Annotated in this window: 9 protein-coding genes; 3 read left to right on the top strand and 6 right to left on the bottom strand. The window is 70.3% G+C overall.

Features of this window, described 5'->3' with window-relative positions:
• Window positions 1–77 precede the first annotated feature (77 nt).
• From TMZ1T_RS16825 to TMZ1T_RS16805, 5 genes are all read right to left on the bottom strand, one after another.
• Window positions 78–1,277: an ABC transporter permease gene (locus TMZ1T_RS16825; RefSeq protein WP_004327454.1), complete on the bottom strand. Its 1,200-nt coding sequence runs from the start codon at window positions 1,275–1,277 to the stop codon at window positions 78–80.
• Window positions 1,278–1,282: 5 nt separating this feature from the next.
• On the bottom strand, window positions 1,283–2,491 hold the full coding sequence (locus tag TMZ1T_RS16820; protein WP_012585970.1) for an ABC transporter permease: 1,209 nt from the start codon (window positions 2,489–2,491) through the stop codon (window positions 1,283–1,285).
• Entirely contained in the window at window positions 2,488–3,183 is a 696-nt protein-coding gene (locus TMZ1T_RS16815) for an ABC transporter ATP-binding protein (RefSeq protein WP_012585969.1), read from the bottom strand. Before TMZ1T_RS16815 ends, TMZ1T_RS16820 begins: the two co-directional genes overlap by 4 nt.
• Window positions 3,184–3,517: 334 nt before the next feature.
• Window positions 3,518–4,666: an efflux RND transporter periplasmic adaptor subunit gene (locus tag TMZ1T_RS16810; protein WP_012585968.1), complete on the bottom strand. Its 1,149-nt coding sequence runs from the start codon at window positions 4,664–4,666 to the stop codon at window positions 3,518–3,520.
• Window positions 4,667–4,720: 54 nt separating this feature from the next.
• Entirely contained in the window at window positions 4,721–6,463 is a 1,743-nt protein-coding gene (locus TMZ1T_RS16805) for a glutamine--tRNA ligase/YqeY domain fusion protein (protein WP_012585967.1), read from the bottom strand.
• 226 nt (window positions 6,464–6,689) lie between these two features.
• On the opposite strand from TMZ1T_RS16805, the gene crcB reads away from it, so the two are divergent.
• Both crcB and TMZ1T_RS16795 read left to right on the top strand, forming a co-directional pair.
• Window positions 6,690–7,073, top strand: a complete 384-nt coding sequence (crcB, locus tag TMZ1T_RS16800; protein ID WP_012585966.1) for a fluoride efflux transporter CrcB — start codon at window positions 6,690–6,692, stop codon at window positions 7,071–7,073.
• 134 nt (window positions 7,074–7,207) lie between these two features.
• Window positions 7,208–7,876, top strand: coding sequence for an OmpA family protein (locus tag TMZ1T_RS16795; protein ID WP_004325393.1), 669 nt, complete (start codon window positions 7,208–7,210; stop codon window positions 7,874–7,876).
• Between the two features lie 226 nt (window positions 7,877–8,102).
• Here the strand turns inward: TMZ1T_RS16795 and TMZ1T_RS16790 are convergent, their stop codons facing one another.
• Window positions 8,103–11,405 (bottom strand): DEAD/DEAH box helicase, encoded by a 3,303-nt coding sequence (locus tag TMZ1T_RS16790; protein ID WP_012585965.1) that lies wholly within the window; start codon window positions 11,403–11,405, stop codon window positions 8,103–8,105.
• Between the two features lie 334 nt (window positions 11,406–11,739).
• Between TMZ1T_RS16790 and TMZ1T_RS16785 the strand changes: the two genes are divergently transcribed.
• Window positions 11,740–13,890: a hydantoinase/oxoprolinase family protein gene (locus tag TMZ1T_RS16785; protein WP_012585964.1), complete on the top strand. Its 2,151-nt coding sequence runs from the start codon at window positions 11,740–11,742 to the stop codon at window positions 13,888–13,890.
• Window position 13,891: the final 1 nt, after the last annotated feature.

The following is a 13,891-nucleotide window of genomic DNA, read 5'->3' as shown; positions in this document are numbered from 1 at the left end:
TCCCGGAAGCGCGGTGGTTTTGCAGGAGCGACGTGCGTGCGAGGGTGGCGCTGGAACGGGCGCGCGCGCCGCATGGCTCACTCCGCGCGCAAGGCCTCGACCGCGTCGAGCCGTGCCGCCCTGCGTGCGGGCAGGACCCCGGCGGCGAGCCCGACCACGATGGCGACCCCCTCGGCGGCGAGCGCGTATCGCCAGGGCGTGGCCACCGGCATCGCCGGCACCAGCAGCCCGACCAGCTGGGCAAGGCCTGCGCCGACGAGCAGGCCGAGCAGGCCGCCGATGCCCGCCAGCACCACCGCCTCGCCGAGGAAGAGCGCGAGGATGGTGCGCCGACGTGCGCCCAGGGCCACCAGCAGGCCGATCTCTCCGGTGCGCTCGGTGACCGCGATGCTCATGATGGTGACGATGCCCACTCCGCCCACCAGCAGCGAGATCGCCCCGAGCGCACCCACCGCCGCGGTGAGCAGATCGAGGATGTTCGACAGCGTCGCCAGCATGTCCTCCTGCGTCAGCACGGTGAAGTCCTCGCGTCCGTGGCGCGCGATCATCCGCTTCTTCACCGCCTCCGCCACGCGCGCGGCGGGGGCCTCGGGGTCGTAGGTCAACGCGATCTCCATGAGGCCGTCGCGCTGGTACAGCGCCATGCCGCGCACCACCGGGATGTAGGCGGCGTCGTCCAGATCGATACCGAGGAACTGCCCCTTCTCTTCCATGACGCCGACCACGCGGAAGCGCTCGGCACCGATCTCGACGTGCTCGCCGAGCGCGATGGTGCTGCCGAAGAGCTCGCGTGCGAGCTTGGGGCCCAGCACCACGAAGGCGCGCGCGCTCGCCGCCTCGTCGGGCGGCAGGAACTGCCCCACGCGTACCCGCATCGAGTACACCTCCTGCATCTGCGGTCCCACGCCGAGCACGGTGCTGCGCCGCACCCGGCCTTGCGCGCGCACCTCGGCGTTGCCGCTCACCGAACCGGTGACGTGGCGCACATGGGGCAGGCGGGCGAGCGCGTCCGCGTCGTCCAGGGTGAGGTCGCGCGCGGTGGACGGCAGGCCGGGCGGGCCGCCGCGTGCGCCCTGGCGGCCCGGGTGGAGGTTGATCACGTTGGTGCCGAACTGGCCGAACTCGGCGAGCACGAAGCGGTGCAGACCCTCGCCGATCGAGGTGAGCAGGATCACCGCGGCGATGCCCACGCCGATGCCGAGCAGGGTCAGGAGGCTGCGCAGCCGATGCGCGGTGATCGCACGCAGGGCGAGGTGGAGGGCGTCGCGCCAGCGCATCGCCGCTACCGCTTCGACAAGGCCTGCACCGGATCGAGCCGGGCGGCGCGGCGCGCGGGCAGCACGCCGAACAGCACCCCGGTGCCGAGCGCGGTGGCGAGCGCGGCGATCACCGCCCAGTCGGGCGGCCACGCCGGCAGCTGCGGGAAAGCCAGGCGCACGCCCCAGGCGCCGGCGTGGCCGAGCGCGAAGCCGGCGAGCGCGCCGGCGACGGAGAGCAGCGCGGCCTCGGCGAGGAAGGCGGCGCGGATGGTGCCGGCGCGCGCGCCGAGCGCCTTGAGCAGGCCGATTTCGGCGGTGCGCTGGGTGACCGCGACCAGCATCACGTTCATCACCAGGATGCCCGCGACTGCCAGGCTGATCGCGGCGATGCCGGCCACGCCCAGGGTGAGCGCCCCGAGGATGCGGTCGAAGGTGCCGAGAACGGCGTCCTGGGTGATCACGGTGAAGTCGAGCTCGTCGTCGCGGCGCGCGCGCAGGCGCTCCTCGATCTGGCGCTGCGTCGCGGGCAAGGCCTCGCGCCCGCGCGCCTCGACGAAGATGCGGAACAGCCCGCTGGTGTCGAACATCGCCTGCGCGGTCGCCACCGGCACCAGCACCAGCTCGTCGGTGGTCATGCCCAGCCCGCGCCCGGATGGCGTGAGCACGCCGATCACGCGCAGCCGGGTGTCGCCGACACGGATCATGCGGCCCACCGCGCTCTGTCCGGGGAAGAGTTCGCTGCGCAGCGCGTCGCCGATCACAGCCACCGCCGAGGCGCGGTTGAAGTCCTCGCGCGGCAGGAAGCCGCCGTGGCCGATCTTCAGACCGCGCAGCTCGAGGAAGTCGGCGCTGGTGCCGACGACCGTGACCTCGCGCAGCCGGCCGCCGACGGCGATCTCGGAGTTGCCCACCGCGAGCGGCGCCACGCGCTGCACCAGCGGCAAGCGCAACAGTGCGGCGGCGTCGGCGTTGGTGAGCTCGCGCGGCGTGCTGCTGACGAAGCTGCCCGCGTTGACGCCACCGGTCTCGGTGCGTCCGGGCAGCACGATCAGCAGGCTGGCACCGAGCGCGGAGAACTCGTTCACCACGTAGCGCCGCGCGCCGTCGCCGAGCGCGGTGAGTACCACCACCGCGGCGACGCCGATCGACATCGCCAGCATCATCAACGCGGTGCGCAGCGGCCACGCGGTGGCGGCGCGGGTGGCGAAGCGCAGGGTGTCGGCGGGGCTCATGGGGGCGGTGCGGCGGTGCGCAGGTCCTGACGGATCGCGCCGTCCTCCATCAGGATGCGGCGGTGTGCGCGCTCGCCCATCGAAGGGTCGTGGGTGACGACGATCAGCGTGGTGCCGGCGGCGTTGAGCGCCTCGAGCAGCGCGGTGACCTCGTGGCCGGTGGCGCGGTCGAGGTTGCCGGTGGGCTCGTCGGCGAGCAGCATCGCCGGCCGCATGATGGTGGCACGCGCGATCGCGACGCGCTGGCGCTGGCCGCCGGAGAGTTCGTCGGGGCGGTGCCGGGCGCGCCCCTCGAGGCCGAAGTCCTGCAAGGCCTGCGCGATGCGAGCAGCGCGCTCGGCGACGGGGATGCCGGCGAGCACCAGCGGCAGGCCGATGTTCTCGGCCGCGCTGAGGCGGGGGACGAGGTGGAAGCTCTGGAACACGAAGCCGATGCGTGCGCTGCGCACCGCGGCCTGCTCGTCGGCCGAGAGTGTGGTGACGTCGCGGCCTTCGAGCCGGTAATGGCCGGCGTCGGGGCGGTCGAGCAGACCGAGCAGGTTGAGCAGCGTCGATTTGCCGGAACCCGACGGTCCCATGACCGCGACGTACTCGCCGGGCTCGATGCGCAGCGTGATGTCGCGCAGGGCGTGCACCTCGCTGTCGCCGAGCTTGAAGATGCGGTCGATGTGCTCGAGTTCGATCTGGGCCATGGTGTTCTGTTGCAGCTTCAATTCAGGCCGGTGTGGCTTCCGTGAGGTGGCATGAGGCACCTTTCAGCGCCCTGCATGGGGTGTCGGGCGAGCGGACAATGAAAGAAGACCTTGCCCGCTCGGCGGCGGCAATCGCGACTTGCGTCGCTCCCACAGGCGAGACGCGGCGCCTGGCGAGGCTGGCGCCGATTGGACCGGAAGCGGCGACGCTGCGACGCCCGGGAATGCGTGCGCCGACTGGCGTGCACGCGGCGACACCGCGGCGCTCGGGGAGGGATGTGGGAGCGACGCAAGTCGCGATCCGGGAGCCGGGGCGCCCACTTCGATCCAGCGCCTACCGCGCCTCTTCCGGCCGCAGCGCCACCTTCGCCCCCGCCATCACCCCCTCCCGCTCGAGCGACGTCACAATCCTCTCCCCCGCAGCCAGTCCCGACACCACCTCGGTGAACTCCCAGTTCGCCACGCCCGTCCGCAGCGTGCGTTCGACCAGCGTGTCGCCCTCGACCACCAGCACCTTGCCGCCCTCCCGCAAGGCCCCGGTCGGGACGCGCAGCACCTCCGCACGTGTCGCGAGCACGATCTCCACGTCCGTGCTGTAGCCCACCAGCATCCCGTGCGCCTCGGCCGGGTCCGCGAAATCCACATCCACCGCCACCGTGCGCGCCTGCTTCTCCACCGCGGTGATATACGGCGCGACACGGCGCACGCGGCCTTCGAAGACCTTGCCGGGGATGGCCTCGAGCGTGATGCGTACCGGCAGCCCGGGCCGGATCTTCGGTGCGTCGATTTCGTCCATCGGCGCCTTCACGTACAGGCAGGAGTCGTCGATCAGGTCGATCGCCGGCGGCATCGGCACGCCGGGCGGGGAGGGCGTCGCGTATTCGCCCAGCTCGCCGCTGATCTTGGCCACGGTGCCGGCGAAGGGCGCAACCAACACCAGGCGCTGGCGCTCGGTTTCGGTCGCGACGAGCTGGGCCTGGGCGGTGGCGATGTCGGCCTGCGCGGTGTCGCAGGCGGCGCGGCGGGCACGCGCCTCGGTGCGGGCCCTCTCCTCGGCGCTGGCGGACACGAAGCCGCGCTTCACCAGCTGCGCCTGGCGCGCGGCCTCGCGCTCGGCGTTGGCCGCCACGGCGCACGCCTCCTGCACGCGCTGGCGGGCGGTGGCGAGCTGGGCGCGCACGACCGCCGCGCGCGCGTCGAGGTCACCATGCCACAGCCGCATCAGCACCTGTCCGGCCTCGACGCGGTCGCCTTCCTCCACGCCCAGCCACTCGATCCGCCCGCCCGCGATCGTCGCCATCTTCGCGCGCTGGCAGGCCTCGACCTCGCCGGCGCGGGTGTTGGTCAGCGTGGCCTCGACCGTACCGCGGGCCACCTCGTGCACCGCCACCTCGATCGGCTGCGGGCGGGTCATCCACCAGATCCCCGCGCCCACCAGCGCCGCGACGAGTGCGAGAACGAAGAGGCGGCGGGGGGTCTTCATGAGTGGAGTGCCGGAGCGGTCAAGGTCTGGTCGCCGCGCGCGAAGGATGCGATCTCACTTCCCGCCCTTCGCCCACGAATCCTTCAGCGTCACCGTGCGGTTGAACACCGGCGCGCCGGGCTTCGAGTCCACCCGGTCGGCGACGAAGTAGCCGTGGCGCTCGAACTGGAAGTGCTCTTCGGGCCGGGCGTCCTTCAGTGCCGGCTCCAGGTAGGCGGTGATGACGCGCTTGCTGTCGGGGTTGATGTCGTCGAGGAAGTCGCGCTCGAAGTCGGGCGCGTCGCCTTCGCGGCGCTGGCCGGGGTGGGGGTGGGCGAAGAGGCGGTCGTAGATGCGGACCTGGGCCTCGTAGCCGTGCGCGGCCGAGACCCAGTGCAGGTTGCCCTTGACCTTGTAGTTGTCGGCGCCCGGGGTGCCGGACTTGGAGTCGGGCATGTACTCGGCGAGCACGGCCGTGATGTTGCCGGCCGCGTCCTTCTCGCAGCCGGTGCACTTCACCACGAAGCCGTAGCGCAGCCGCACCATGTTGCCGGGATAGAGGCGGTGGAAGCCCTTGACGGGCTCTTCCATGAAGTCCTCGCGCTCGATCCACAGCTCGCGCGAGAAGGGCATGTCGCGCTTGCCGAGCTCGGGCTCGAGCGGGTGGTTGGGTGCCTGGCACAGCTCGGAGGCGCCTTCGGCGTAGTTGGTAAGGACGAGCTTCAGCGGGTCGAGCACCGCCACGCGGCGCTGGGCGGCCTCGTTGAGATCGTCGCGCATGCACTCTTCCAGCACGCTCATGTCGATCCACGAGTCGGCCTTGGACACGCCGATGCGCTCGGCGAAGCGGCGGAAGCCGGCGGCGGTGAAGCCGCGGCGGCGGGCGCCGACCAGCGTGGGCAGGCGCGGGTCGTCCCAGCCGTCGACATGGCCTTCGTTCACCAGCTGGATCAGCTTGCGCTTGGACAGCACCACGTAGGTCAGGTTGAGGCGGGCGAACTCGATCTGCTGCGGCAGCGGGCGCGGGAAGTGGCCTTCGGTGGCGAGCGCGTCGAGCAGCCAGTCGTAGAACGGGCGCTGGTCCTCGAACTCGAGCGTGCATACCGAGTGGGTGATGTTCTCGATCGCGTCCTCGATCGGATGCGCGAAGGTGTACATCGGGTACAGGTGCCAAGCGTCGCCGGTGCGATGGTGGGTGGCGTGGCGGATGCGGTAGATCGCCGGGTCACGCAGGTTGATGTTGGGGCTCGCCATGTCGACCTTGGCGCGCAGGATGTGCGTGCCCTCGGCGAATTCGCCGGCGCGCATGCGCGCGAAGAGCTCGAGGTTCTCGTCGACGCTGCGCTCGCGGTACGGGCTGTTCTTGCCCGCCTCGGTCAGGGTGCCGCGGTTGACGCGCATCTCCTCGGCCGACTGCGAATCGACATAGGCCTTGCCGGCCTTGATCAGGCTGATGGCGCAGGCGTACATCTTGTCGAAGTAGTCCGACGCAAAGTACAGGTGCTCGCCCCACTCGAAGCCGAGCCACTGCACCGCCTCGAGGATGGCGTCGACATATTCCTGCTCTTCCTTCTCGGGGTTGGTGTCGTCGAAGCGCATGTGGCAGACGCCGCCGTAGGACTCGGCCAGGCCGAAGTTCAGGCAGATCGACTTCGCGTGGCCGTAGTGCAGGTAGCCGTTGGGCTCGGGCGGGAAGCGTGTCTCGACGCGGCCGCCCCATTTGCCGTTGCGGTTGTCCTCGTCGATGATGCTGCGGATGAAGTTGGAGACGACGGGCGCTTCGGCGGCGGGTGCGGCGGGTTTCTTTTCGGGTTTCATCGGGAAGGCAGGGGTCGGAAAGTTCGGCGGGATGGTGGGGGTTCGTGTGCAACTGGGGCCGGACCCCGAGGCGGGCGGCGCAATGGGCCGATTGTAGCCGATCGGGCGTGCGGGCTCGCCGGAGCGGGCCGGTCACGGGGTGTGGCGTTCGGGGCGCGATGCCCGCGGAGGGGTAGAATCGTGCGGCCGGTGGGCGGCAGCAGGGAGGCGGGATGGAGCACGGGCGATGAATCTGGCGGCATTCGCAGCGGTTGGGGCGGGGGCGGCGTGCGGTGCGTGGCTGCGCTGGGGATTGGGGCTGTGGCTCAACCCGGTGTTCGCGCTCGTCCCGCTCGGCACCCTGATGGCGAACCTGCTGGGCGGTTTCCTCATGGGCGTAGTGCTCGCGGCGGTGCAGGCCTGGCCGACGATGTCGCCGGCGCTCAAGCTCCTGCTCACCACCGGCCTGCTCGGCGGGCTGACGACCTTTTCCACCTTTTCCGCCGAGTCCTTCCACCTGTTGCAGCGCGGCGCGATCGGCTGGCTGGGTGCCCACCTGGTCGTGCATGTGGCTGGATCCGTGCTGATGACCTGGGCGGGATACGTGCTTTTCAATGCCCTGCGTGCGTGACCTGCGCCGCAAGGCGGGCGGCCGCGTCATTTTCTGTTTCACTCCGATGGGCTAGAGTGGATGAGCGTTACATCGATAATTCACGCCGTTCTGCATCCCCAGTGGCACCCCCTCAACGCAACGGAGCCCATCCAATGAAAAAAATCATCGTCACCCTTTCCGCGGTCGCGCTCGCCGTGAGCGGTCTTTCCGGCTGCGCGAACATGAACGAGACCCAGCGCGACACGGGCATGGGAGCCGCCATCGGCGCCGTGGCCGGCGGCCTCATCGGTGCCGCCACCGCGGGCGGCAACAAGGGCAAGAGCGCCGCAACCGGTGCTGCGATCGGCGCTGCACTCGGGGCGGGCGGCGGCTACCTGTGGTCGCAGAACATGCAGAAGCAGCGCGCCGAGATGGAGCAGGCGACCGCGGGCACCGGCATCGGCATCAGCCAGACGACCGACAACCAGCTCAAGGTCGACATTCCCGCGGACGTTTCCTTCGACGTGGGCCGCCACGCGATCAAGCCCAACATGCGTCCGGTGCTCGACCGTCTGGCCAGCACGCTGAACCAGCATCCGGTGACCACGGTGACCATCATCGGCCATACCGACAGCACCGGCTCGGATGCGGTGAACGATCCGCTATCGATCAACCGCGCCGCCGCCACCCGCGATTATCTGGTGCAGCGTGGCGTGTCCGCGCAGCGCATCGCGGTCGATGGGCGCGGCTCGCGCCAGCCGGTCGCCGACAACTCGACGGCCTCCGGCCGTGCGATGAACCGCCGCGTGGAGATCTTCATCGCGGAGCCGGCACAGCGCTGACCCCGGACGGGTCGGGTGAGCGCTTGCGGCGGGATTTCGCGCCGCGCCATCTCGACCGCTTCGATCGCGACTCGCGTCGCTCCCACGGGGCTCCTGGAGCCCCGTGCTCATTGCGGGGGCGGCGCAAGTGGCGACTTGTGCGTTCGATCGCTTCGGCGCGGAGGCGCGCCGAGACCGAGGCTTGCGCCGCTCCTGCAGGACACCTTTGCCCGGCTTCCGCTCCCGCTCAGCGCGCGTCCGCGGGGAGCGGCGCGAGGAGGGCGGCGATGTCGGCCTCGCCGAACTTGGCGAGCGCGTCCGCGTCCTCCGACAGCACGCTCTCGGCGAGGGCGGCCTTGCGCTCCTGCAGGGCGAGGATCTTCTCTTCGATGCTGCCCGCGCACACCAGCTTGAACACGAACACCGGCTTGTCCTGGCCGATGCGGTGGGCGCGGTCGGTGGCCTGGTTCTCGGCCGCGGGGTTCCACCACGGGTCGTAGTGGATCACGGTGTCGGCGGCGGTGAGGTTGAGGCCCACGCCGCCCGCCTTTAGGCTGATCAGGAATACCGGCACGCGCCCCTTCTGGAAGTCCTCCACCGGCACGCGGCGGTCGCGGGTGTCGCCGGTCAGCGCCACCCAGCCGATCTTTGCCTTGTCCAGTTCGGCGGCGATCAGGCCGAGCATGGTGGTGAACTGCGAGAACACCAGGATGCGCCGGCCCTCGTCGATCAGTTCGGGCAGCATGTCCATGAGCAGGTCGAGCTTGGCGCGCTCCTTCACCCGCAAGGCGGCGGGCGATTTCAACAGGCGCGGATCGCAGCACACCTGGCGCAGCTTGAGCAGTGCATCCAGGATCACGATCTGGCTGCGCGCGAAGCCCTTGCCGGCGATCTCGGCGCGCACCTTCTCGTCCATCGCCGCGCGCACCGTCTCGTAGAGGTCGCGCTGGCCGCCCTCCAGGGCGACACTGCGCACGATGATGGTCTTGGGCGGCAGCTCGGTGGCGACGTCTTCCTTGCGCCGGCGCAGGATGAAGGGGCGCAGGCGCGCCGCGAGCAGGTCGCGGCGCACCGTGTCGCCGTGCTTCTCGATCGGCGTGCGCCAGGTCGCGGTGAAGTCCTTGTGACTGCCGAGAAAGCCCGGCAGCAGGAAGTCGAACTGCGCCCACAGCTCGCCGAGGTGGTTCTCCAGCGGCGTGCCGGTGAGGCCCAGGCGGTGGCGCGCCTTCAACTGGCGGATCACCTGCGCGCCCTTGCTGGCGGCGTTCTTCACCGTCTGTGCCTCGTCGAGGATCAAGAGGCTCCACTCGCGCGCCTGCAGCAGCTCGGCGTCGCGCCACAGCAGGGGGTAGGTGGTGAGGGCGATGTCGATCTTCCCGGCGCCGACGTCGCCGGCCTCCAGCTCCTCGAAGCGCCCGTGGCGGTCGGCGCCGTGCAGGTTCAGCACCTTCAGGTCCGGTGCGAAGCGCTCGGCCTCGGCCTGCCAGTTGAACACCAGCGAGGTCGGCAGCACCACCAGGGCGGGGAGGTCGAGCCGGCCGGCCTGCTTCTCGACGAGCAGGTGGGCGAGCGTCTGCGCGGTCTTGCCCAGGCCCATGTCGTCGGCGAGGATGCCGGCGAGGTCGTGCCGTACCAGGTGCTGCAGCCAGGCCAGGCCCTCGAGCTGGTAGGGCCGCAGCTCGGCGCGGAAGCCCGCCGGCGCGGCGACGGCGCGGATGCCCTCGGCGTCGCGCAGGCGCGCTGCGAGCGCGGCGAGCTGATCGCGGCCGCGGCCGGGCAGGTCGAGGTCGGCCAGGCGGGTGGCGTCGAGCTTCGAGACGCGCCAGTCGGGGTCGGGGCGGTCGAAGAGGTCGACCAGCGCGCGCACCAGCGGCTTGATGCGCGCCGCGCCGATGCGCAGGCGGCCGAGCGTCTCGTCCTCCAGGATCACCGCCTCGTGGTCGTCGATCTCGTCCAGGCGGCCGGACAGCCAGCGCGGATCGTGCGCGAACAGGCCGGAGAGCAGGGGCGCCAGCGGCAGGGCCTTGCCGTCGATCTCGACGCCCGGCGACAGGCCCAGCCAGCCGTCCTGATGCTCGTCGATGTCGAGCATCAGGTGATCGATGTCGATCGCGTGGTGGCGGAAGTCGCTCGGGAAGGCCACCTCCCAGCCTTCCGCGCGCAGGGCCGGCACGGTCTCGGCCATGAAGCCGGGCCAGGTCGCCTCGCTCGCCAGCCCGAGCGCATCGGCGGGCAGGCTGCCGAAGCTCGTCTGCACCGCGCCCGGCGGGATGCGGGTGACGCCGGCGGCGGCGAGGCGCTGCGCGGCGGCGCGCTCGGCCTCCTCGTCGCGGCTCAGGCGCGCGCTGCGCCCGTCGGGCAGGGGATGGAAGAGGCGGGCGTCGCCGGCCTCGACGGTGACCGCACCGTAGCGGAAGGCGAGCTGGGCGAAGTCGAACAGATAGGTCCCGTGCGGTGCGTACTGGCGAAAGCGCACGTGGTAGCTTGGGCGGGTTTCCAGGCGCAGTACCGGCACCGGCGCGCCGCCGAGCTCGATCGGCGGTTCGCCGCGCAGCGTGGGCGCGGGCAGGGCGGGGGCGACCTCGGCCAGGGTCTCGGCGACCAGCTCGGATTCGGCCTGGGTGAGCGCCGGCAGCCAGAGCAGGCGCTGCACCAGCTCGGCGGAGACCTGCAGCGTGATCGGACCGCCCTCGGCCCGGGCGGTGTCGATGTACCAGGGCGGCAGCAGCGCCAGCACGCGGTCGGCTGCGGGCTCCACCCTCAGCACCGGGGCGCGCAGCCCGTCGGGGGTGATCGTCCAGTCGGGCGTGCCGGCACGCGGCTCGCCCAACTCCAGCACGCGGCCGGCGAGGCTGCCGAAATGCGCGCGGCCGCTGGCGAGCAGACGGCGCATCAGCTCGTCGCTGTGGCGGCCCTCGAGCGGCAGCCCGTCGCTGGCGTCGAAGTGGCTGCGCGCGCGGTGCGCCCACAGCAGGCGCAGCAGGTCGAGGTCGGTGTCGTCCACGAAGGCGGGCGGGGCCTGCAGCGCGCGCTCGATGTTGCTCCAGGGCTCGTGCTGGCGGATCTCGCCGTGCTGGTCGAGGCGAACCTTGTGGCACTTGACGCTGAAGTCGCCGCCGTACAGGCTGGGCTCGACGACATAGCGCAGCGCATAGCTGACCGAGGCCGGCCTGCGCTTGCGCGTGCCATCCTTCGCGAGGCTGTCCGCGGTCTCGCGAAAGCCCTTCACCCAGGCCAGCACCTGCTCGCGCGGGCGGTCGGGGCGGCGGCGCTGGTGCAGCCACACCAGCATCATCGCCGCCACATGCTTGCAGCCGTAGCCCATCGGGCAGGTGCATCTGCTGACCAGGGTCGGCCGCCCGTCCGCTTCGGTGACGTCGGCGACGACGTCGTAGGGTGTGCGCTGCCGGCCCTTGACCAGGGCCGACACCTCGCTGCCGTCGGCCGACAGCGCACTCACCCGGCTCAGGTAGCCGAGCCCCTTGGCCACGGTTTCCATGCCGAGCTGGGCGATCAGGTCATCCTGGGTGAAGCGGTCGAGCGGGGTCATGGGCGGATCGGGGGCAGGCGCGAGGGCAAAACCCGAAAGTCTACACGTTCTCGCCTGCGCAGTACGCCGGCAGGCCTCGATATGTGCGGGGCCGCGGTCTGTCCGGAGCCCGTTCCCATACGTTCGGAAACCGGACGTCCATCTTGATCTCGGTCGCCACGGCGCTCGACGCCTTCATGCGGCGATGCAGCGTTGGACGGCCTCCCATGCCGCAGCAATGCACCCTGGAGGCGTGCTGCGACGCACAGACGCCGAGGTGGCATGGCGGTTGCAATGAAGGCATTGGTGCCAGATGCACCAGGCGTTCATCCAACCAGAAGGAACGGAGACAACCATGCAAGTACAGACCGCAGCACGCGTACAGGTGATGGGCATCGATGCCGGCGGCACGATGACCGACACCTTCTTCGTGCGCGACGACGGCCGCTTCGTCGTCGGCAAGGCGCAGAGCAATCCGGCGGACGAATCGCTCGCCATCTTCAACTCCTCGCAGGACGCGCTCGCCCACTGGGGGCGCGACGTCGACGAGGTCTACCCTGAGCTGGCGACCTGCGTCTATTCCGGCACCGCGATGCTCAACCGCATCCTGAGCCGCAAGGGCCTCGACGTCGGCCTGATCTGCAACCGCGGCTTCGAGCAGATCCACTCCATGGGCCGCGCGCTGCAGAGCTACCTCGGCTATGCGCTGGAAGACCGCATCCACCTCAATACCCACCGCTACGACGAGCCCCTGGTGCCGGTGTCGCGTACCCGCGGCGTGACCGAGCGCACCGACGTGCAGGGCAAGGTCGTGATTCCCCTGCGCGAGCACGAGGTCCGCCAGGCGGCGCGCGAACTGGTCGAAGCGGGCTCGCAGGCGATCGTGATCTGCCTGTTGCAGTCGCACAAGAACGAGACCAGCGAGCAGCGTGCGCGCGACCTGGTGAAGGACGAGTTGCAGCGGCTCGGTGCCGACATTCCGGTGTTCGCCTCGGTGGACTACTACCCGTCGCGCAAGGAAAGCCACCGCATGAACACCACCATCCTGGAGGCCTACGGCGCCGAGCCCTCGCGCCAGACCCTCAAGAAGGTGAGCGACCGCTTCAAGAAGCACGGCGCCAAGTTCGACCTGCGGGTGATGGCCACCCATGGCGGCACCATCAGCTGGAAGGCCAAGGAGCTGGCCCGCACCATCGTCTCCGGCCCGATCGGCGGCGTCATCGGCTCCAAGCTGCTGGGTGAGACACTGGGCGACGAGAACATCGCCTGCTCGGACATCGGCGGCACCAGCTTCGACGTGGCGCTGATCACCAAGGGCAACTTCGCGATCAAGTCCGACCCCGACATGGCCCGCCTGGTGTTGTCCCTGCCGCTGGTGGCGATGGATTCGGTGGGTGCCGGCGCCGGCAGCTTCGTGCGCCTGGATCCCTACAGCAAGTCGATCAAGCTCGGCCCCGACAGCGCCGGCTACCGCGTCGGCACCTGCTGGCCGGAGAGCGGGCTGGATACCGTCACCGTCTCCGACTGCCACGTGGTGCTGGGCTACCTGAACCCGGAGAACTTCCTCGGCGGCGCGATCAAGCTCGACGTGCAGCGTGCCCGAGATCACATCAAGGCGCAGATCGCCGATCCGCTGGGCCTGTCGGTCGAAGATGCGGCGGCCGGCGTGATCGAACTGCTGGACTTGACGCTCTCCGAATACCTGCGCGCCAACATCAGTGCCAAGGGTTACAACCCGGCGGAGTTCACCTGCTTCTCCTACGGCGGAGCGGGCCCGGTGCATACCTACGGCTACACCGAAGGCGTCGGCTTCAAGGACGTCGTCGTGCCCGCCTGGGCGGCCGGCTTCTCGGCCTTCGGCTGCGCCTGCGCGGATTTCGAGTATCGCTACGACAAGTCGGTGGACCTCGGCGTCGCCCAGTTCGCGAGCGACGCGGAGAAGGCTGCGGCGTGCGCGAGCCTGCAGGACGCGTGGGAAGAGCTGGCGGTCAAGGTCATCGACGAGTTCGTCATCAATGGCTACAAGCCGGAAGACGTGCTGCTGATGCCCGGCTACAAGATGCAGTACATGGGGCAGCTGAACGACCTCGAGATCGTGTCGCCGGTATCCACCGCGGCGACGGCGGCCGACTGGAACCAGATCATCGAGGCGTTCGAGAACACCTACGGCCGCGTCTATGCCAACTCGGCGCGTTCGCCAGAACTGGGTTTCTCGATTACCGGCGCGATCCTGCGCGGGATGGTGGTGACGCAGAAGCCGGTACTGCCGGAAGACGCGGACTGCGGCCCGACGCCGCCGAAGGAAGCCTGGCTCGGCACCCGTCCGTTCTACCGCCACAAGAAGTGGGTGGATGCCAGGCTCTTCAAGATGGAGGCGCTCAAGGCGGGCAACCACATCGTCGGCCCCGCGATCATCGAGTCCGACGCCACCACCTTCGTCGTGCCCGACGGCTTCGAGACCCGGGTCGACAAGCACCGCCTGTTCCATCTCAAAGAAGTGAATTGAG

Origin of the sequence: Thauera aminoaromatica, assembly GCF_000021765.1 — a bacterium.
Lineage (GTDB): Bacteria > Pseudomonadota > Gammaproteobacteria > Burkholderiales > Rhodocyclaceae > Thauera > Thauera aminoaromatica.
The sequence above is the reverse complement of the archived record's forward strand: the minus strand, read 5'-3'. Positions and strand labels throughout refer to the sequence as shown.

What these genes read in the sequence shown, in the direction of transcription:
- TMZ1T_RS16790 (WP_012585965.1), bottom strand. Translation starts at nt 11,405, where the DNA reads ATGACCCCGCTCGACCGCTTCACCCAGGATGACCTGATCGCCCAGCTC.
- TMZ1T_RS16805 (WP_012585967.1), bottom strand. Translation starts at nt 6,463, where the DNA reads ATGAAACCCGAAAAGAAACCCGCCGCACCCGCCGCCGAAGCGCCCGTC.
- TMZ1T_RS16825 (WP_004327454.1), bottom strand. Translation starts at nt 1,277, where the DNA reads ATGCGCTGGCGCGACGCCCTCCACCTCGCCCTGCGTGCGATCACCGCG.
- TMZ1T_RS16820 (WP_012585970.1), bottom strand. Translation starts at nt 2,491, where the DNA reads ATGAGCCCCGCCGACACCCTGCGCTTCGCCACCCGCGCCGCCACCGCG.
- crcB (WP_012585966.1), top strand. Translation starts at nt 6,690, where the DNA reads ATGAATCTGGCGGCATTCGCAGCGGTTGGGGCGGGGGCGGCGTGCGGT.
- TMZ1T_RS16810 (WP_012585968.1), bottom strand. Translation starts at nt 4,666, where the DNA reads ATGAAGACCCCCCGCCGCCTCTTCGTTCTCGCACTCGTCGCGGCGCTG.
- TMZ1T_RS16785 (WP_012585964.1), top strand. Translation starts at nt 11,740, where the DNA reads ATGCAAGTACAGACCGCAGCACGCGTACAGGTGATGGGCATCGATGCC.
- TMZ1T_RS16815 (WP_012585969.1), bottom strand. Translation starts at nt 3,183, where the DNA reads ATGGCCCAGATCGAACTCGAGCACATCGACCGCATCTTCAAGCTCGGC.
- TMZ1T_RS16795 (WP_004325393.1), top strand. Translation starts at nt 7,208, where the DNA reads ATGAAAAAAATCATCGTCACCCTTTCCGCGGTCGCGCTCGCCGTGAGC.